The organism is Sagittula sp. S175 (genome assembly GCF_049800975.1).
Classification (GTDB): Bacteria; Pseudomonadota; Alphaproteobacteria; order Rhodobacterales; family Rhodobacteraceae; genus Sagittula.
This window is the reverse complement of the sequence record NZ_JBNAGB010000025.1, coordinates 42,219-61,269: the sequence shown is the minus strand read 5'-3', so window position 1 is coordinate 61,269 and position 19,051 is coordinate 42,219. Positions and strand designations below refer to the sequence as shown.

Sequence of the window (19,051 nt, the reverse complement as noted above, 5' to 3'; positions counted from 1 at the left end):
CAGTCTCTCAAGCAGGGGTCAGGGTCACGGGCAGGCGCTTGATCCCGTTCACGAAATTCGATCGGACAAAGGCTTCGTCACCCGCAGGCCGGATCGCCTTGATGCGTGCCACCAGTTCCTGGAACAGCACGCGGATTTCCAGCCGCGCAAGGTGCATGCCAAGGCAGACGTGCGGGCCGCCCTGACCCCAGGCCAGTTGCCGGTTGGGCTTGCGCGTCAGGTCCAACCGGTAGGGATCGTCGAACACGGTCTCGTCGCGGTTGGCCGAGGCGAACCAGTAGATCACCTTGTCGCCTTCGCGGACCTGCTGGCCATGGACCTCCACGTCCCGCGTCGCGGTGCGGCGGAAGTACGTCGCCGGAGACGCCCAGCGGACGATCTCGTCCGGTGCGGTGTCCCAGACCTCGCCGCCCTGCAACTGCTGCAACAACCCCGGCTGCCGCGCCAATGCCTGTATCCCGGCCGCAATCGAATAGCGCGTTGTGTCATTCCCCGCCGCCACCAGCAGGCAAAAGAAATTGCGAAACTCGGTGTCCGAGATCACCTCGCCGTTCTCGTCGGGCTGCAACACCATGTGCAGGATGCCGTCGGTATCCCCGCTTGCGTTCTTGCGGTTCATCAGGTCGCGCGCGTATTCGTACAGCTCCGCCCCGGCGGGAGAGTTGAAGGGCATCAGCCGGTAGGCATCGGTGTCCATCCTGTCCACCACATGCGCGGTGAAATCGGGGTCCGAGTTCGCCATCAGCGCATCGCCCTTGTCCACCAGCCAGGGCAGGTCCTCGTCCGGCACGCCAAGGATCTGGCCCAACATCCGCATCGGCAGTTCCCGCGCGATCTCGCGCGTGGCATCAAAGGTCCCCATCTCCAGCGCGCGGTCGAGGATCGGCCCGCAGAGGTCACGCACCTGCTGCTCGAAACCACCGATGACCGAGGCCGAGAACGCCCGCGTGACCTTCATCCGCACCTTGCGATGCTCGCGCCCGTCCACCTCCTGAAAGGTGCGCCGCGCGAGGTATTCCTCTTCGGTCTGGTCCTCCATGCGGATGCCATGCCCGCTGGTAAAGGTCTCGGTGTCGCGGATCATCGCCACGATGTCCTCGTGCCGGGTGATCGACCAGTAGCCCTTGCCCTGTGCGTAGTCGGACCAGTGGCAGGGGGCCTCGCGCCGCAGCCGGGCGAAGGTGTTGTAGGGCGCGCCGCGCGCAAACGAGTCATGTGACCCCAGGTCGGCGTGGCCGTCGTCCTCAGTAACCCAGATGGTCATAGGTCCTCCTGCGGCGTTGGGTTTTTAGTCGGTCGTCGAAATGGCGGCTCTTGCGGCCCGCGATGCGGCGCACGAAGCGTTCGGAGGATTTCCGGGACAGTGTGCGGCGGTCGGGGGCACGCCAGTCGCGCCACACGCGCCAGAAGGTCGTGACGAGGATCAGCACGATCACGCAGAACAAAAGGAACGCGATGGGGCGGTCGATGAAATCCCACGGCACCTTCACCCGGTTCATGGCAGCACGGAGTTTGACCTCCATGATGTTGCCCAGCACCATGCCGAGGATGATCGGCACGATGGGCATGTTCAGCCGCTTAAGCACGTAGCCGAACAGGCCGAACACTGCGGCAATGGCGCAGTCCACCGCGCTGTTGCGGATCGAGTAGACGCCGACAAAGGACAGCATCAGCACGCACATGCCAAGGAAGCGGTTGGGGATCTGCGTCAGCTTCACCAGCCATCCGGTCGACACCAGCAGGAAGCCCACCACCAGCACGTTCAGGATCAGCAGCGCAAGGTACAGCGCCACCACGAAATCCATCTGGGTCTGGAACAGGGCCGGGCCGGGTACGACGTTGTGCACGTAGAACACGCTGAGCATCATCGCGGTCAGCGCCTCGCCCGGTATACCCAAGGCAAGCAACGGGATCATCGCGGCGGCTGGAACGGCGTTGTTCGCCGTCTCGGACGCGATCAGGCCTTCGGATGACCCATGGCCAAAGGCTTCGGGCGTCTTCGACAGCTTGCGCGCCGAGGTGTAGGACATGAACTGCGCGGTGAACTCGCCCACGCCGGGGATCATGCCCATCAGTACGCCGAAACTGGCCGAGACGGCGGCGACACGCGGATGCCGTGCCAGCTCGCGGAAGCCCTGGAACAACGAGCCGCGCGATTTCGGCGTACGGATTTTCTCGTCATCCATGGTCAGCAGGATGAAGGCCTGCGACAGGGCGAAGAGGCCGAGGACCACCACGATCAGGTCGACGCCCGACGCCAGCCAAGACTGCTCGAAGGTGAACCGCCGTGTGTACTTCACCGGCTCCAGCCCGACCGTGGACAGGAAGATGCCAAAGCCCGACAGCGCGGCGGCGATGAGCATCTGGCCCTTGTGCGCGGTGATGACGAGGATGATGCCCAGAAGCGCCGCGAGGAAGATCTCGCGCGCGCCGAACATGGGCGCGACCTTGGCCAGCACCGGCGACAGCAGGATCAGGCAGAGCACCGAGAACACGCCGCCAAAGAAGCTGGCCGAATAGGCCAGCGACAGCGCGCGTCGGCCTTCGCCCCGTAGCGTCATCGGAAACCCGTCGTAGGTGGTCAGCGCGTTCACGGCTGTGCCGGGGGTGTTGATGAGGATGGCGGGGATCGACCCGCCGTACATGGACGACCCATAGATCCCCAGCAGCACCGTCAGGCCGACGATCGGGTCCATGGAAAACGTCGCGGGCAGCAGGATGGCGATGGCGACCGCAGGCCCCACGCCGGGGATCGCGCCGATGGCCACGCCGCCGATGCTGCCCACCAGCAGCGCCAGCAGCACGTCCCAGCGGGCGAGCACGTCGAAGGCGGAAAAGAGGATGTCCATCAGGCCCTCACAGGTATTGCAGCGCAAAGGCGCGCAGGGCGTCGGGGAACAGCTCATACAGATGCGCGCCGGGGATCTTTACGCCGAGCAGACCCTTGAACAGGATCACCGTCGCCAGCGCGAAGAGGGCCGCGACCAGCAGGGCAGGGCGCGTGCGGTAGCCCAGTCTCCAGACCAGCAGGGGCGCGAAGATCAGGCTCATCGGCAGAAAGCCGATCCACGGCACGAGAAACACGTAAGCCATGAACCAGACGGCATATTCCACCGGTTCCAGCCAGCGCTTCGCCTCCTGCCAGTCTTCGCGCGCGGGGCGGCGGCGTTTCATCAGCCACAGGTGCAGCGCCAGCGGCACGACCATCGACGCCAAGGCCACCGCAGGCCAGAACCGCGGCTGCGCGGCAAAGCTTTTGGACTTTTCGATCCACGCGGTCTGACCCGTGATCTGGCTCAGAGCCAGCAGGCTCAGCCCCAGCGCCACAAGGACAAAGAGGACTTGCCCGGCCACGCGCGTGCGGGCCTGAAGATCGGTTTCAAGGCTCATGAGATGGCTCTCGGGAGGGGGGGAGGGGGCCGCGAAAGGCCCCCCAAAGTCACGACAGGATCATTCCAGCGTGGCGGTGATGGTGCCCAGGGTTGCCTTGTCCTTGGCAATGACCTCGGCGCTTTCCTCGGCGTTCAGCCAGTAGACCTGCGCGCCGGTTTCCTCGGCGACCTTCTGGGCGCGCTCGGACATGACGGTTTTAGACGCCACGGCGGCGATCTTCTCGCGCACGTCCTGCGGCGTGTCCTTGGTCACGAACAAGCCGTTCCACAGGGCGATGTTCAGCTCGGGATCGACCTCGCCGATGGTCGGCGTGTCCGGCACCTTGGAGATGCGTTCGCCGGTGATGGACACCAGCACCTTGACCTGGTCGAGGCAGGGCAGGATCAGCTGCAAGGTCGTGTTGATGACATCCGCGTCGCCCGAGGCCAGCGTGTTGCAGTCCAGCGCGTCAAAGGCCGCATCCGAGCCCCATTCAAAGCCCATCTTCTTCGACAGCGCCTTGGTCACCTGGGTCGGCGTCAGCACGTCGCCGAAGTGGCCGAGCACCACGTCGTTGTCCTTTGCGTAGTCCGCCAGTTCCTGCATCGAGGAATACGGCGCGTCACCATTCGTCGCGATGACGAAGGGGTAGGTCAGGAAGATGCCGATGGGGTCGAACTTCTCGGGCGCGAGGTCGGGAATGTCGATCTCGTGGCCGATCAGCGGGACGGCAGGCACGAAGGACCCGATGGTGTAGCCGTCGGCGGGCGCGTTGGCGACCTCGATGGCGCCGGGGAAGGGGCCACCGCCGCCGCCGGGCTTGTTCACCACGGCCGCCGCGACGCCGTATTCCGCCTGGAAATCCTCGGCGATCATGCGGGTCAGCACGTCCTCCAGGTCACCCGGAGGCCATGGCACGACAAAGCTGACGGGCTTTTCGGGGTACTCGGCAAAGGCGGCGCCCGCCAGAGCCATGGACAGGGCTGCGAGGCCCCCAGTCAGTGCGCGTTTCATCTGTTACTCCCTGTGTCCGGTTCGTTATTCGAACCTGTAGTGGTGTTTTTATGATGAACGGTAGAGCGTACCTGTCAACAGATTCCTTGAAACGGTTGCGACGATTGACAGCGCCGCCGACCGGTTGCCATAATTTTCGAAATGATGGTTCGTATAGTGAACCCAGGGAGACGCCAAGATGACCGACCGGACGATCCTCGTCGTGGGGACATATGACACCAAGAACGACGAACTTGACTACCTGGCCGAGGTCATCCGGGGGCAGGGCGGCGGTGTGCTGACCATGGATGTCTCGGTCCTTGGCGATCCTGCAACCCCTTGTGACTACTCGAAACACGAAGTGGCGGAGGCCGGTGGCAGCATCATAGCACAGGCCATCGCGGGCGAGGACGAAAACCTCGCCATGCAGATCATGGCACGCGGGGCGGCGGCGCTGGCGCTGCGGCTTTATCGCGAAGGTCTGTTCGACGGGGTGATCGTGCTGGGCGGCACCATGGGCACCGATCTGGCGCTGGACGTCTGCGCCGCGCTGCCGCTGGGGGTGCCGAAATACGTGGTCTCCACCGTCAGTTTCTCTCCCCTGATCCCCGCCGAGCGGCTGGCGGCGGACATTCAGATGATCCTCTGGGCCGGAGGGCTTTACGGGCTGAACTCTGTCTGCAAGGCCTCGCTGTCGCAGGCCGCCGGGGCTGTTCTGGGGGCCGCGCGGGCGGTTGAGAAGCCGCGCTTCGACCGCCCGCTGATTGGCATGACGTCCTTCGGGAAAACCGTTCTGCGCTATATGGTTGCGCTGAAACCGGCGCTGGAGGAGCGGGGCTTCGAGGTGGCGGTTTTCCACGCCACGGGTATGGGCGGGCGCGCCTTCGAAAGCCTTGCCACCGAGGGCGCCTTTGCTTGTGTCATGGATTTTGCACCGCAGGAGGTGGGCAATCACCTGATGGGCTCGCACATCAGCGCCGGGGCGGATCGTATGACCAACGCCGGGCGCGCGGGCATCCCGCAGTTGGTGTCCATCGGCTGCTACGATCTGGTGGATTTCGTCGGCTGGCAGGAGGCGCCGGAGAGGCTGCGCGGGCAGGAGGTCCACGCCCACAACCGCCTGTTGTCCTCCGTCATGATGACGGCCGACCAGCGCCGCGAGATGGCGCGCGAGATGTGTCGGAAACTGGCAACGGCACGTGGGGCGACGGCTTTCCTTCTGCCGGTGCAGGGCGGCAACGAATGGGACAGACCCGGCGGTCCGCTGCATGACGCCGAGGGGCTGAAGGCGTTCGTGGAAGAAGTGCGACACTGTTGTCCGGATAATGTCACGCTGACAGACCTTGATGCGCATATAAATGATGCGGGCTTTGCCGAGGCTGTGCTGGCTCAATTCGATGACTGGATCGCGGCAGGTATGGTGACAACGGGGTAGGAGCATTCCCATGGAGTTCATCTTTGACGGGCCCGAGGACGCAGCCGCGATGGTCCTGCTGGCCCATGGTGCCGGTGCTCCCATGGATATGGATTTTCTCAATATCGTGGCGCAGGGCCTCGGGGCGCAGGGACTGCGCGTGGCACGGTTCGAATTTGCCTACATGGCCGCGCGCCGTACTGGCGGGCCAAAGCGGCCGCCGCCCAAAGTGGAGCTGCTCTGCGACGAATATATCGAGGTGATTCAGGCTCTTGGCTCTGAGCGTCCGCTGGTGATCGGTGGCAAGTCCATGGGCGGGCGCGTGGCGAGCATGGTGGCCGATGACCTGTGGGACGGCGGGCGGATCGCGGGGGTTCTGTGCCTCGGCTATCCGTTCCATCCGCAGGGCAAGCCGGAGAAACTGCGCACGGCCCATCTGGCACAGACCCGCGCGCCGATGCTGATCTGTCAAGGCACCCGAGACCCTTTCGGTACGCGTGCCGAGGTGGCGGACTATACATTGTCAGACAGGATCCGCATGCATTGGCTGGACGATGGTGACCACGATCTGGTGCCGCGCAAGCGGGTCACGGGGCAGACGCAGCACGCGCTTTTGACAGAGGTGGCAGAGGTGAGCGCGGGCTGGATTGCCGGAATTTTGCGCGGGTCCTGAAGTCGCGCGCTTTCTAGACGTTTTGAGACGCAGATCCGAAGCTCGTTCTGGCCTTGGGCACAGAATTTGCGGGGTTTTCCGGGCGCCCGGAAACTGCACGGATTTTGCGGCAAATCCGGCGGGCATTTGAGGGACTCTCAATCGGCTTTCTTTACCCGGGCGCAAGTCGCGTCATGGCACCTCTGCGGCGCCCCACGCCAGGTGCACCGCACGGGTTGTGCCGTGTGCGGCGGAGGAGGGGCCGGGTAGCAATCGAGAGAGTCTCCATGACACAACGCAATGCCTTCATGATCACGACCGCCATCGCCCTCGGGGTCGGGGTGCCGTCGCTGGCCGCCGAAAACCAGATCACCCTGCAGCAGTCCGGCGAGGGCAACCAGGTGCTGATCGACCAGTCTCAGGGGACCGGCAACTGGGTCGGGGACGCGGGTTCGGGAGTGGCACAGAGTGGCAACACCAACCAGCTGACGTTGACGCAGATCGGTTTTGGCAACGTGATCGGCTCGGTCCAGCAGACCGGCGACATGAACGAGATGACCCTGATTCAGCGCGGCGACAACAACACCATCGCAACGGCGTCCCAGAACGGGCAGGGCAACCGCTTTACCATTCAGGAGCGGGTCGAGGTCATGGGCAACTCCGTCGAAGCCATCCAGCAGGACGGGACCAACAACAACTTCGGCTTTACGCTGGAGGGCAGTGACAACGGCGGCGCGCCGCTGACCGGCGATGCCATGATGACCGGGGCCGTCGGGGGGATGATCGTCCAGTCCGGCAGCGGCCAGAACGCCGATTTCTCGATCGGTGGCAACCGCAACCAGTTCGCGTCGTATCAGGCCGGAACGGCGAGTATGTTCTACTGGTCGATCTACGGCGACGACAACCAGATGGCCCTGTCCTACGAGGGCACAGGCGGGAACAACATCCTTGGCATTCACAGCAACGGCAGTCGCAACAACGTCGGAATGCGCATGTTCGCGACGGGCGGAAGCGGCAACTACGGCGCTTTCTACCTGCCAGCGGGCGCGGACGACAACCAGATGTGGGCGAGCCAGTTCGGCGACCGCAACGAGATCAGCGTCGAAGTGCAGGGCACGTTCAACGATATCGACGTGGTTCAGGAGCAGGAGGGCAACGCGGCTTGGGGTTTCGTGCGTTCCGGCAACAACCAGGTGAACGTGGTGCAGATGGGCTACGATCAACGCATCGACCTGGAGGTGGATGGCGGCATGGGCGGCAACCTGGTCCACGCGATGCAGACCGGGGGCACCAATACGCTCGCGGTCAACATCTTTGCGGAGAACACAAATGCGGCGAGCGGCGTCGCCGGATGGGACCTGACCCCGATGATGATGAGCGGTGCCGCGGGAGACGTGGCCGGGATGGCAGGGTTGACGGGGGGCGCCCTGATGCAATCGGGATATGACAACAGCCTGCGCGTCGAGGTCGGACAGGTGTTCCCCGGCGGCACGGGCAATGCCTTTGCCGTGAGCCAGATGGGGGATCTGAACTCGGCGCAGCTGTCGCTGAACGGTGATTTCAACCAGGTGGCCGTGTCGCAGGGCAGCAGCTTCAACGTCGCCAATGTCGCGGTGGAGGGAGCCTACAACAGCGTCGGTATCATCCAGTAAGCCGCTGCTCGCCATAACTCCGCGCGATTTCGGCGTGCGCGGGGTTGGGGGTCATCCTTTGGGATGGCCCCCGTCGGGTGAGGCGGGGGTGATCCTGTAGGTCAGGATGGGCCATTCGCCTTGCCGCAGGGCCGTGCGCGCAAGCCAGCCAGAGACCTCGCCCAGCTGCACACGGCACCACGGCCCGTCTGCGGTCACAAGGCAAAGGTCCGTCGACGCGACCGTACCGGGCGGCAGCTGGGCGATCACCGAGGCATCGGCGCGCGGTTGGCTGCGAAGGTTCAAGGCGACCAGCGTGGTGATCCGCGCCACGTCAGAGACAGGCGGAAACCGGGTGTCGGTTGGCGCAGCGCATTGGTCCGTATAGCCAAGGAACAGGCAACGATAGGCCCCGATGGCAGCCTTGATGGCGCGGGCATTCTGGTCCCCTTCGGGGCGGTCGAGCACCAGCGGCGTCCCGGCAGAATCCTCTCCGCTCATGCGCAGCTGGTGGCCGCCGAGCGCGGCGATCTCGACACCGCTGGCGGTCAGACGGATCATGCCATCCGAGAACCGCCAGCCGTTCACCTGGCCCAGAGGGGATCTGCACTCTTTCGTCTCGGCCTTGAACTCTGGCGGCGACGCCGGTTCCGCATAGAGCTGGATGGCGCAGGCCCCGGACAGGCCGCGGCTCGGCTCAAAGCTGTACCACGTGCCGGAGAGCGCGGTGATGACGTCGTTGTGCTGGGCGTGCGTCGCGCTGGCACAGGCGAGAAACGCGCAGGACATGAGCCAGATGCGTCGGCTCATCGCGTTTGCCGGATCGTGATCTGCCCACCACCGATATTGGTCATGACAGTGGCCGGGACCGAGCCGGCCATACCGCGGCCGATCATCGTGTAGCTGACATCCGCGCCAGCACCGTTGACGTGAAGCGCGCCATCAATGCCGGTGCCGGCCTGCACGAGGACGCCGCGACTGCCGTGGCCCTGCACAAGGACCTCTCCGCGCAGGGCCTCGCCGGATTGGTACAGCTCGCCTGACAGGCTGCTGCCGCGCCCGAGCAGGACGCGGCCCACATTGTCTGTGCCGCGCTGGTCGAGAATGGCCAGTTGGTCCGCGCCGGGGGTCAGGATCGTTGCATGGTTGCGCAAGCCTTCTGCGTCGATGCCGGCACTCCCCATCTGTGACAGCCGAACCTCGGATCGGGAGCCGCTCTGGGTGATGTGCGCCGCGTTGAGTTGTCCGACCTGAAGCGCCGGGTTCGCGTCGAGACCGGGTGACAAACCGTGGACGAGGCTGTCCTGCGCCGCACCCTGATCGGAGAAGAGGCTGTTTCCGGCAGTCAGCGGCGCGACTTGCAAAAGGGAGATGCGGTTGCCGTCCGCAAAGGCAATTCCCGGCCACAGCCAGAGCAAAAGGATAAATCTGCGATCCACGCGCGCCTCCAGTTTCGCCGAAGTCTGCCACAGTCGGGTGGAGGGGCGGTAAACGCCCGCGCTTTCGATAAAGAAATCAGGACAGTTCGCAGTACGGGTCAGCCAAGCACCTCTTGCCCTTGAGGTCCGTTCGGCGGCGGCAGGCGCCGGGCCGTTGGCTGGGGCCCGGGCTGGGTGGCGGCGGGAGGCAACTGTCGCACCTGCATCCGCGGGGCTGGTGGCGGACGGCGCGGTACGGTCGGGCGGACGGTCAAAACGCCGGGGCGGGTGACTTGCAACGGCTCGGCGGCCATGCGCGACACATCGCCGTCGAACTTGGAGCGCAGATAGGCGGCGAGCCAGGCATCCCCCGCGTCGCGGTCCGCAAAGGCCCAGGCGCCGGACATGGCCCCCTCGGCGATCAGGGCCATGACGGCCTTCTCGACGGCCTGTTCCAGCGCGATCTGGCGCGGTTCGTTGCTGGCCTGACCCAGCTCGGCCTCCAGTATCTCGTCCATGGCAACATAGGTGAAGATCGACCCACGGGTGGACGCCGAGGCGATGGGCTTGCGCACGACGACGCTGGCAAGGACTTCACCGGTTTCGGTCGCAAGCAGGCGCAGCGTCACGGTGACCACGTCGAGCTTCCATTTCCGGTCGCCGCCGATCCCAAGGTAACGGGCGCCGTAACCCCCTGTCATCGTGTTGGAATCATAGCCGATAATGGCGCCTTCGATCAGCAGTCCCGACGCGGACAGCGGCCCGAGCACCGAGGCGTCGATCTGGTCCTCGCCCCGGTAGATGCGGCGCATCTCGGTGACGATCTGGCGTTCGCGCAGCAAATTGTCCAGCGCCGAACGGTCCAGAACAGAGAACCAGCGCTTTTCACCTGCGTCCTGGAGCGCCTTGACCAGAATGGCCGCGCCGCCTTGGGACACCGCGCGGCTGAGGTTCTGCGACGTGCTGCTTTCCTTGTATTGTCCGGTCTGGTCTGGAAGGTCGTAAATCGCCACGGTGACACGCTTCTCGGGCATGGGAACGGCCCGCAGTGCGCGGTTCTGCAGCGTCATCTCGCCCAGGGCCGCGGGCATCGGGCTGTCCGGCATCCGCGCATCGTTCAGAGTGCATGCCGCAAGCAAAATCGACACGAGGCAGGCGAGGAGGGGGCGGCAGGTCACAGGTGTGCCTCAGTTCGCGACGAGCAGGGGGACGGAAATTTCTGTCACCGAGCCGTCGAGGGAATCGATAATCGTCAGGTTGATCGCCCCGGAATCCCGGTAGAAGTCGATGGATGTCGTCCCGAAAGTAACGGACCCCTGATCCTGCGGGTTCTCGCCGAACATGGCTTCGACCACTTGGGTCGAGACCGTGGACATCAGTCGGCTTTGCAACTGGCTGACAAACAGATCGGTCTGAGAGCGGGCCGTTGGCTGGCTTGTCGCCCTTGCGGCAGGCGGTTCGTAATCCCACGCGGTCGCATTTCGTTGTGCGGTGGCAAGCCCTTGAAGATGCGTGGAATTCAACGCGCTGCCGCCAAAGCTGGGATTGATCGGCTGGTAGGTCAGGTCCTGTGCCCGAGGCAATCCGGTGGTCAGGAGCAGGAGGCCGGTCACAAGGAGAAGGCGTGTCATATCAACAAATCTCAACCGAACGTTTCCGGCGGAGACTGCACGTGAGGCGCTTAATTAAAGATAAATTGGACGCAAATTTCTTGGGGATTTCGCAGGCCGAATTGCGACTCGACTTTATTGGACGGATTGGTCTACAAAATACGCATGACTCAGAAGGCCCCTGAATCGTCTGGCCGCCGAGGCCGCCCCCGTATCGCGCCCGATCTTTCGGAGACGCGGCAGCGGTTGCTGCGCGCCGGGCTGGAGCACCTGACGGAACGGGGCTATGGCGCCACCGGGGTGGACGAAATCCTGAAGGCCGCAGCCGTGCCCAAGGGCAGTTTCTACCACCACTTCGGATCGAAGGCCGATTTCGGTGCGGCCCTGATCGACGCGTATCACGCTTATTTCGTCGCCCGTCTGGATCGCTTTTTCGGCGACACCGCGTTGCCTCCGCTGGACCGGCTGCGCGCCTTTTGCGTCGATGCGGAAAAGGGCATGGCGCGGCATGGTTTTGTCCGGGGTTGCCTGGTGGGAAACCTCGGGCAGGAGATGGGGGCGCTGCCGGAACCGTTTCGCGCGCGGCTTGTCGCGGTGCTGGAAGACTGGCAGGCGCGGACCGCGCGCGTTCTGTCGCAGGCCGCCGACTCCGGTGGCTTGCGACCGGGGGCTGATCCCGATGCCCTCGCGGTGCTGTTCTGGACAGGCTGGGAAGGCGCCGTGCTGCGCGCGAAGATGGAACGCAGTCCGCAGCCGCTCCAGGGATTCACCAAGACTTTCTTTGAACTTATCGTCTGACAACCGGAGGAACTGATGTTCGACGCAATCCTGATCGACAAGACCGACGACGCCCAGAGCGTGTCTCTGACGCAAGTCTCTGATGACATGCTGCCCGAGGGCGACCTGCGCGTGGACGTGGCCTGGTCCACGCTGAACTACAAGGACGCACTGGCAATCACGGGCAAGGCGCCGGTGGTGCGCAAGTTCCCGATGGTGCCGGGCATCGACTTCGCCGGCGTGGTCACCGAAAGCGCGCATCCCGACTACGCGCCCGGTGACAAGGTTGTGCTGAACGGCTGGGGCGTGGGCGAAGTGCATTGGGGCGGGCTGGCCCGCACGGCGCGCGTCAAAGGCGACTGGCTGGTGCCACTGCCCGAGGGCATCTCGATGCGGCAGGCGATGGAGATCGGAACGGCAGGATATACGGCGATGCTTTGCGTCATGGCTTTGGAGGCGCACGGACTGACGCCCGACATGGGCGAGATCGCGGTGACGGGCGCAGCGGGCGGCGTGGGGTCGGTTGCGACACTGTTGCTGTCGGCGCGCGGGTATGACGTGGCCGCAGTCACGGGGCGCGCGTCGGAAGCGGAGTATCTGAAGGGGCTCGGGGCTGCATCGATTGTCGATCGCGAAGAGCTGTCCGGCAAGGTCCGGGCGCTGAACAAGGAGCGCTGGGCAGGCGGCGTGGACGTGGCAGGCAGCACGGTGCTGGCCAACCTGCTGTCCATGATCCGCTACGGCGGCACCGTAGCGGCCTGCGGGCTGGCGGCCGGTATGGACCTGCCGACCTCCGTGGCGCCATTCATCCTGCGAGGCGTGACCTTGGCGGGTGTCGACAGCGTCATGTGCCCCGCGCCGCGCCGCCGTGAAGCATGGTCGCGACTCGCATCCGAGCTGAACATGACACGGCTCGCTGACCTCTCTGTCGAAGTCCCGATGGACAAGGTGATCGAGACCGCTCCAAATTTCATCGACGGCAAGGTCAGGGGCCGGATCATCGTCCCGGTGGCGCCTGAATTGGGGTGACACGCGAATGCCCCGGTCCGCCGGGGCATTCACCGCGCTGAAACTGCGCGATGGACAAGGGCGATTAAGCGCTTGAAAGCGTACCATTTCCAGATCTGTCGCCTTGGAAGTGGTGCCCGGGGGCGGAATCGAACCACCGACACGAGGATTTTCAATCCACTGCTCTACCCCTGAGCTACCCGGGCACTGGGTGAGAGGCGCTGCCTCTCGGGTGGGGGCGGAATAGCCGAGCCTCAGGGCGGTGTCCAGAGGGAATTCGCAGGTTTTTTCACATCCTTCGCAGATACTTCCAACGGCGCCCGCATCAGGGTATTGGACAGCCCATGACACTCGCTCCGAAAAGCATTGCTGACCTGCTCGACCACGGGTTTGACACCGTGATTGATGTACGCAGCCCCGCAGAATTTGCCGAGGATCACATTCCCGGCGCCATCAACCTGCCCGTGCTCGACAATGAAGAGCGGGCCCGCGTCGGGACGATGTACAAGCAGGAAAGCCCTTTCAAGGCACGCAAGCTGGGGGCGGCGCTGGTCTTCCAGAATGCCGCACGCCATGTGGCCGGTCCGCTGGCGCAGCACGAAGGGGCCTGGCGGCCTCTGGTCTATTGCTGGCGCGGTGGTCAACGGTCCGGCACCTTCGCGTGGATGCTGAAGGAGATCGGCTGGCGGTCGGAGCTGGTGCAGGGCGGGTATCGGACGTTTCGACGTCTGGTGAAGAACTATCTTTACGATGAGTCGCTGCCACACCGGCTTGTGCAGCTGGGCGGATATACCGGCACGGCGAAGACCGCGCTGCTGCCGCTGCTCGCCGCACGGGGCGTGCAGGTTCTGGACCTCGAAGGTCTGGCGCGCCATCGCGGCTCGCTTCTGGGCGAAATGCCGGGAGGGCAGCCTGCGCAGAAAGGATTCGAGACCGCCTTGGCACAGGCGCTGCTGGCGCTCGATCCGGCGCGGCCGGTCGTTGTCGAAGCCGAGAGCAGCAAGATTGGCGAGATCAATCTGCCGCCTGCGCTTTGGGACGCGATGAAGGTCGCGCCATGGGTGGAGGTGGCTGCGCCGTTGGAAGCGCGTTCTCGTTACCTGTCAGAGGCTTATGCGGACATCCTCGCGGATTCCGAGGCTCTGGCGGGAAAGCTCGGGCCGCTGCGCTACCATCGCGGGCATGAGTTGGTGGATGCCTGGTGTGATCTGAGCCGCGCAGGAGAAGTCCTGCGGCTTTGCCAGTCTCTGGCGGAGGACCATTACGATCCGGCGTATCGCAAGGCGATGAAAACCATCGACCCGACCGTTGTCGAGCGGTTCGAGACGTCAGGATTGGATGAGGCTGCGTTGGACAGGCTCGCCGACCGGATTGCCGAGCGAGTGAGCGGGCTTCACGTAACCGAAATCTGACCCGACTGGTCCGTGATCTCGCCGATCTCGACGGCTGGGAAGCCGGCGTCAATCAGGCGCTGGAGGGCATTCGAGCCATGCGGGACTGCGGCCAGAAGCCCGCCGGCGGTCTGCGGATCGAACAGCAGGTCATGACGCGCTGTTTGCGGCAGTTCAGGCATGACCATGCGGTTTTGATCGTGAAGCGAGGCGCGCAGCCCGGTTTCGGCCAAATCGAGCGCCCCCTCCATCAGCGGAACGGCCTGCAGGGACAGGGTCGCGCCGGTGCCGGAATTCACACAGATGTTGTAAAGATGGCCAAGCAGGCCAAAGCCGGTCACGTCGGTCATGGCATGGGCGTCGCGCAGGATACCGGAGGCCTCACGCTGGGACATCATCATCAGGCGTATGGCCTCTGTCACCCAATCGCCCTGCGCCTTGCCCTGCATCTCGGCGGCCATGATCAGGCCTGAGCCAACAGGTTTGGTCAACACAAGCCGGTCGCCCGGGCGGGCGCCGTGCAACGTGATCGGCGCCCGTTCGCAGGTCCCGAGGATGGTAAAGCCGATGGTCATCTCGGCCCCCTGCGAGCTGTGCCCCCCGACGATCTCTGCCCCGGCGTGAGCCATGACTTCCTGCGCGGCGGTCATGATTTCCTGCAGGACACGGGCGGCGATGCGGCCCGACATCTCCTGTATTATGATGTTCGCCGTGGCGGCACGGGGCTGGCCTCCCATGGCCCAGATGTCGCCAAGCGCATGATTTGCAGCGATTTTTGTCATAGCGACAGGGTCGCGAACCATCTCCCGCAGGTGGTCCGTGCTCAGCACGGTTTGGATGCCACCCAAGGCAAAGACGGCGGCATCGTCGCCTGGCAAAGCGTCGGCCTTGCCAGAGCTGGCCTGAAGTGCCGCCAGCAGCGCTGGCTGACCGACTTTCGCCCCGCAGCCTCCGCACAGTGGTTTTCCGCGCAGATACGTGTCGAGTCCCTCTGTATGCTCCTTGGGGATCTCTCGTCTGGCCATGACAGGCAGGTCGCGAAATTTCTGCATGAACGTCTGGTCGATGTGGTTTTTCCAGCGCCAGACCCAAGGCCCGGCGAATGTCAGGCCAAAGCGATCGCCAAGTGCGGATTTTGCGCCAAGTGAAATCAGTTTCAGGTAGTCCGACTGCGGCTTGTACTGTTTCGACGGTGGGCGCCCTCCAAGACGGGCTCGGAGGTTGTCAAAGAGGATCGGAGCCTGGCGAACGGCGTAAACCCCGGCCTTGGGGCGCGGCTCGGCCACCATGTGTGCGCAATCGCCAACGGCGAAAATTCCGGGGGTCGAGGTTTCCAGCGTCTGGCTGACCTCGATGAAGCCATTGTGCAGGGCAAGGCCGGTTCCGGTCAGCCAATCCTGCGGGCGGGCACCCGCGGCACCGCATGTGAAATCGGCGCGGATCAGTCCATTGGCCGTCTGAACACCCTCAGCCGTGATCGAAACGACGTCGCGTCGCTCGTGGATGGTGACGCCTTGGGCGGTCAGCGCTTGCCGCAATTTGTTGGCGGTCCGGTGGGGCAGGCCGCTCAGCACGGTATCGCGCTCGATGAGATGCACCTGCGCGGGCCGGTTTCGGGCTGTCAGCGCGTGGGCGAAGGCCATGGCAATCTCGACACCGGCGACGCCACCGCCGAGGACGGCAACCGAGGCCGGGTCCTGCTTTTCAAGAAAGTCTCGCCATTTTGAGGCAAAGACACCCAAGGGTTTGGCTGGCACACCATGCTCGGCAAAGCCGGGAAGAGCAGGCATTTCGCTGGTGATACCGATGTCGATGGAGGCCACGTCGAAAGCGATACGCGGCCCGGAGGCCAATGTTACGGTGCGGTCCAGCGGGTCGAGATCAACGGCGCGGTCCACCAAAACTCGCGCGCCCGCAAAACGCGCCAGTTTCACAAGATCGATGTCCAGAGCCTCGCGGCTGTAGTGACCAGCGAGATGGCCAGGCAGCATGCCGGAGTAGGGGGCTGTCGGTTCCGGATTTATGACGGTCAGCCGCGTGCCGGGCAGGGGCTGCATGCCCCAGCGTTTCAGAACCAAGGCATGGGTGTGCCCCCCTCCGATCAAAACCAGATCTCTGGTATAGGGGAGTTCCTGCGACTGCATGACAGACATCCTCTTCTGGAGGGGAATCGCAGTCGCTACCTGAGGCAGTTCACCCGATCCCTCCTGTTCCGGCTGTCTCGTCAGTTGTCCTTTCCTACTGCCAGAGGCAAGGCCGCATTTGCGCGCAGCGTTTGTCCAAGGTGAACCTTTTTTCTTTGCGAAGGCGGTTGAACTGCGGTCTTTTTCGTCAGAACAGGACGATATCGTCAGCTTTCGCGGGACGCTTGGGCAGGGCGGGTTTCTCCACGGGCATGGGCTCGACGTCGCCGCTCACCAGAAGCTGTCTGACCCGTCCGCTTGTCGGCCAGAACCGGATACGTCGCGCGGACGTGCCGCCTGTGCTTTCCGCTACGCAGGGAATATCCTCCATGGAAAGGAAATCCTTGGCGAAAGCAGCGTTGGACGCACCAATGTCACGGAGATTGCCCATCATGCTGGCCCCGCCGAACATCTTGGCTTCCAGACGTCGCCGATCCGCCCCGCGTTTCAAGAGCCCGTTGATGAGGAGTTCCATCGCATAGGCGCCGTAGCGGACATTGGCCCCCTCAGCTCCATCGCGACTGGGCAAGAGAAAATGGTTCATTCCGCCGATTTTGCGCGTCGCATCATAGAGACAAACGGCAATGCAGGATCCCAACACAGTGGTCAGAACCTCCACCTCCGATTCCGAGATGACGTAATCCCCCTGGATAACGTTGGTCAGCTTTTCAGGCATTGCGTTCATCTCAACATCTCCCTGCTTCTTGGCAGTTTACTCGTCGCGGTCTGCAGCAACACTGGCCCGATCCGATCAAGTGGCAGAACCTTCTGTGCGGCATCCATTTCAGCAGCCGCGCGTGGCATTCCGTAGACGACAGAGCTTTGCTCGTCCTGTGCGATGGTGAAGGCACCCGCATCGCGCAATGCCTTCAACCCTTCCGCGCCATCACGGCCCATACCTGTGAGCAGGGCGGCCACAACTTTGCCTGCCATCGGAATCGCGGAGTGAAAGAGCATATCGACGGAAGGCACATGTCCTGAAACCGGTTTATCGTGGTCAAGGCCGCAGGTCCGGTCGCGGCAGTCCCGCATGACCAAGTGACGTCGGGTTCCTGCACCGATGGTTACCACGCCGGTGCGCAGCACGGACGTCTCGGAAGCGAGTTCCACCCGCGCACGGCACTGGCGGTCGAGCAGGCCGACCAGGCTTTCGCCGAATCCGGCACCAGTGTGCTGAACGATCAACGTTGGCGGACAATCAGACGGAAAATGTGACAGGATACTCAGCAGGGCATCGACGCCACCGGTACTGGAACCGATCAGTATCACCTGGTCCTGAGACGTCGTATGGCCGATAGCGGGCGTCAGAACCGCATCTTCTTTTGCTTCGCTCCGCATGGCGGGCGGACGCGAGGAAAAAATATTGGGTGCGAAGGTCTTGCTCGCAGCCGGGACGCGCGAAGCGACGGTTCGCGTAAGGCTGAGCAACTGGCGCAGGATGTCCTCTTCAGGAGCGTCCGCCGCGATTGTGAAAAGATCGGCGCTGGATCGGCTCAAGATGTATTTGGGGGGACCCGGGCGCAAAGTGGAGATGGACGCTTTGACGACCAGCCAGCGGATATCCAGCGTGGAAAACAGCGCATGCATTACCTCGAACTCGGGTAATTCAGCCAAGCAATCCGCAATCAGAACGGCGCGTGGAAGTTGAGCCTCAACCTCATTGTAGGTGTTCATGAGATCGCCCGTGCAGGCAACGACCTTGAAGTCCGGGTGGTGCCCGACGATCCGGACGAGCCTGCTTCGCTGAGCGCTGTCCGGAGTCGCGATAACGATACTATGGGCTGGCATTCCGACACCTCTGGCATCACTGCGATCATTGCATTCCATCGCGAGGGACAGGCTTCGCGCTCAGAATAATTCGGCGTGGCCTGAAACCGGGCCGCTCTTTTCCTTGCCTTCCAAACGGACCGCCATGTCCCGTAGGGGAACGGCCTTCAACGCCGGCAGGACGTCCACTTGGCCTATGTCGTCAGTATCTCGAGCCAAATGGACCAGGAAATCCGCCAGAGCGCCGAGCGATTGACGCAACATATCGAGTTCTTGGAGCATAGTTATCGTCTGGCCATCCATCGCCTCCGTCGTGTGGACAAAAACCATGTCCAAGCCGTACTCAAGGCGCTCGAGACGCCCGTACAGCCCCTCCAGTTCTCCAGCCACCCTTTCGGCCGCCAGCTTCAAGGGCAGGCAGTTTGCGGCATTCGGCATCACAGGCGTCCCACGACGCTTTCAATGCATTGTTTCATGGAATCCGAGGTAAACGGCTTCTTGATCATATTGTTCAGGCCGAGTTTCTTTGCCTCCGCCACGATTTCAGGTGTGGGACGCCCGGTGACAAGAATGAAACCCATCTTTTGTGTGGCACCGTGGCTGCGCACAGCTTTCAAAAGGCCTAGACCGTCAAGACCCGGCATATTGTAATCCGAAAGTACGAGATGGACGGGGTTGGAGCCAAGCCTTTCCAGTGCACGTCGGCCGTCGTTCTCGGTGATGTAGTTTTTTATCCCGATGTCATCTAGCGCCTGGGTAATGAGCCCACGGCTTGTCGCCATATCATCGACGACCATGATCCGAAGCGAATCTTTCAAGCTCATTTCATTCTCCT

General features: G+C 63.5%; 19 protein-coding genes and 1 tRNA gene. 6 read left to right on the top strand and 14 right to left on the bottom strand.

The genetic code is table 11. From position 1 onward, the window contains the following. Nucleotides 1-7: 7 nt before the first annotated feature. The 4 genes from ACP16H_RS22365 to ACP16H_RS22350 are packed head-to-tail and all read right to left on the bottom strand — an operon-like array spanning nucleotide 8 to nucleotide 4,386. Nucleotides 8-1,264: a cytochrome P450 gene (locus ACP16H_RS22365; protein WP_425074447.1), complete on the bottom strand. Its 1,257-nt coding sequence runs from the start codon at nucleotides 1,262-1,264 to the stop codon at nucleotides 8-10. Further along, nucleotides 1,245-2,849: a tripartite tricarboxylate transporter permease gene (locus ACP16H_RS22360; protein ID WP_425074446.1), complete on the bottom strand. Its 1,605-nt coding sequence runs from the start codon at nucleotides 2,847-2,849 to the stop codon at nucleotides 1,245-1,247. The genes ACP16H_RS22365 and ACP16H_RS22360 overlap by 20 nt, the downstream gene beginning before the upstream one ends. Before the next feature lie 7 nt (nucleotides 2,850-2,856). Further along, entirely contained in the window at nucleotides 2,857-3,390 is a 534-nt protein-coding gene (locus tag ACP16H_RS22355; protein WP_425074445.1) for a tripartite tricarboxylate transporter TctB family protein, read from the bottom strand. A 60-nt stretch (nucleotides 3,391-3,450) separates the two neighbouring features. Further along, the gene (locus tag ACP16H_RS22350; RefSeq protein WP_425074444.1) at nucleotides 3,451-4,386 is read right to left on the bottom strand and encodes a tripartite tricarboxylate transporter substrate-binding protein; all 936 of its coding nucleotides are present in this window, start codon (nucleotides 4,384-4,386) and stop codon (nucleotides 3,451-3,453) included. A 178-nt stretch (nucleotides 4,387-4,564) separates the two neighbouring features. On the opposite strand from ACP16H_RS22350, the gene ACP16H_RS22345 reads away from it, so the two are divergent. From ACP16H_RS22345 to ACP16H_RS22335, 3 genes are all read left to right on the top strand, one after another. Next, on the top strand, nucleotides 4,565-5,800 hold the full coding sequence (locus tag ACP16H_RS22345) for a Tm-1-like ATP-binding domain-containing protein (protein ID WP_425074443.1): 1,236 nt from the start codon (nucleotides 4,565-4,567) through the stop codon (nucleotides 5,798-5,800). A 10-nt stretch (nucleotides 5,801-5,810) separates the two neighbouring features. Beyond that, on the top strand, nucleotides 5,811-6,452 hold the full coding sequence (locus tag ACP16H_RS22340; RefSeq protein WP_425074442.1) for an alpha/beta family hydrolase: 642 nt from the start codon (nucleotides 5,811-5,813) through the stop codon (nucleotides 6,450-6,452). A gap of 266 nt (nucleotides 6,453-6,718) precedes the next feature. Further along, entirely contained in the window at nucleotides 6,719-8,083 is a 1,365-nt protein-coding gene (locus ACP16H_RS22335; RefSeq protein WP_425074441.1) for a hypothetical protein, read from the top strand. 51 nt (nucleotides 8,084-8,134) lie between these two features. On the opposite strand, the gene ACP16H_RS22330 is transcribed toward ACP16H_RS22335, so the two are convergent. From ACP16H_RS22330 to ACP16H_RS22315, 4 genes are all read right to left on the bottom strand, one after another. Continuing rightward, nucleotides 8,135-8,872, bottom strand: coding sequence for an SH3 domain-containing protein (locus tag ACP16H_RS22330; RefSeq protein ID WP_425074440.1), 738 nt, complete (start codon nucleotides 8,870-8,872; stop codon nucleotides 8,135-8,137). Then, nucleotides 8,869-9,501 (bottom strand): hypothetical protein, encoded by a 633-nt coding sequence (locus tag ACP16H_RS22325; RefSeq protein WP_425074439.1) that lies wholly within the window; start codon nucleotides 9,499-9,501, stop codon nucleotides 8,869-8,871. The genes ACP16H_RS22330 and ACP16H_RS22325 overlap by 4 nt, the downstream gene beginning before the upstream one ends. A 98-nt stretch (nucleotides 9,502-9,599) precedes the next feature. Beyond that, the gene (locus ACP16H_RS22320; protein WP_425074438.1) at nucleotides 9,600-10,571 is read right to left on the bottom strand and encodes a CsgG/HfaB family protein; all 972 of its coding nucleotides are present in this window, start codon (nucleotides 10,569-10,571) and stop codon (nucleotides 9,600-9,602) included. Nucleotides 10,572-10,667: 96 nt separating this feature from the next. Then, entirely contained in the window at nucleotides 10,668-11,111 is a 444-nt protein-coding gene (locus tag ACP16H_RS22315) for a curli assembly protein CsgF (protein ID WP_425074437.1), read from the bottom strand. Nucleotides 11,112-11,255: 144 nt separating this feature from the next. Here ACP16H_RS22315 and ACP16H_RS22310 point away from each other — a divergent pair, with 144 nt between their 5' ends. After that, nucleotides 11,256-11,888: a TetR/AcrR family transcriptional regulator gene (locus ACP16H_RS22310; protein ID WP_425074436.1), complete on the top strand. Its 633-nt coding sequence runs from the start codon at nucleotides 11,256-11,258 to the stop codon at nucleotides 11,886-11,888. Between the two features lie 15 nt (nucleotides 11,889-11,903). Then, a complete protein-coding gene (locus tag ACP16H_RS22305; RefSeq protein ID WP_425074435.1) occupies nucleotides 11,904-12,896 on the top strand; it encodes an MDR family oxidoreductase in 993 nt (330 codons plus the stop codon). 110 nt (nucleotides 12,897-13,006) lie between these two features. On the opposite strand, the gene ACP16H_RS22300 is transcribed toward ACP16H_RS22305, so the two are convergent. Next, nucleotides 13,007-13,081 (bottom strand) — tRNA-Phe (locus tag ACP16H_RS22300). Between the two features lie 138 nt (nucleotides 13,082-13,219). Between ACP16H_RS22300 and mnmH the strand changes: the two genes are divergently transcribed. Next, the gene (gene mnmH, locus ACP16H_RS22295; protein WP_425074434.1) at nucleotides 13,220-14,287 is read left to right on the top strand and encodes a tRNA 2-selenouridine(34) synthase MnmH; all 1,068 of its coding nucleotides are present in this window, start codon (nucleotides 13,220-13,222) and stop codon (nucleotides 14,285-14,287) included. Here mnmH and selD read toward each other — a convergent pair. From selD to ACP16H_RS22270, 5 genes are all read right to left on the bottom strand, one after another. Continuing rightward, on the bottom strand, nucleotides 14,269-16,410 hold the full coding sequence (gene selD, locus ACP16H_RS22290; protein WP_425074433.1) for a selenide, water dikinase SelD: 2,142 nt from the start codon (nucleotides 16,408-16,410) through the stop codon (nucleotides 14,269-14,271). The two genes, mnmH and selD, sit on opposite strands and share 19 nt — an antisense overlap. Nucleotides 16,411-16,597: 187 nt before the next feature. Next, a complete protein-coding gene (locus ACP16H_RS22285) occupies nucleotides 16,598-17,134 on the bottom strand; it encodes a chemotaxis protein CheD (protein WP_425074432.1) in 537 nt (178 codons plus the stop codon). After that, on the bottom strand, nucleotides 17,131-18,123 hold the full coding sequence (locus ACP16H_RS22280) for a CheB methylesterase domain-containing protein (protein WP_425074431.1): 993 nt from the start codon (nucleotides 18,121-18,123) through the stop codon (nucleotides 17,131-17,133). Before ACP16H_RS22280 ends, ACP16H_RS22285 begins: the two co-directional genes overlap by 4 nt. Nucleotides 18,124-18,297: 174 nt before the next feature. After that, entirely contained in the window at nucleotides 18,298-18,654 is a 357-nt protein-coding gene (locus ACP16H_RS22275) for a chemotaxis protein (protein ID WP_425074430.1), read from the bottom strand. After that, entirely contained in the window at nucleotides 18,654-19,040 is a 387-nt protein-coding gene (locus ACP16H_RS22270; protein ID WP_425074429.1) for a response regulator, read from the bottom strand. The genes ACP16H_RS22275 and ACP16H_RS22270 overlap by 1 nt, the downstream gene beginning before the upstream one ends. Between the last annotated feature and the right edge of the window lie 11 nt (nucleotides 19,041-19,051).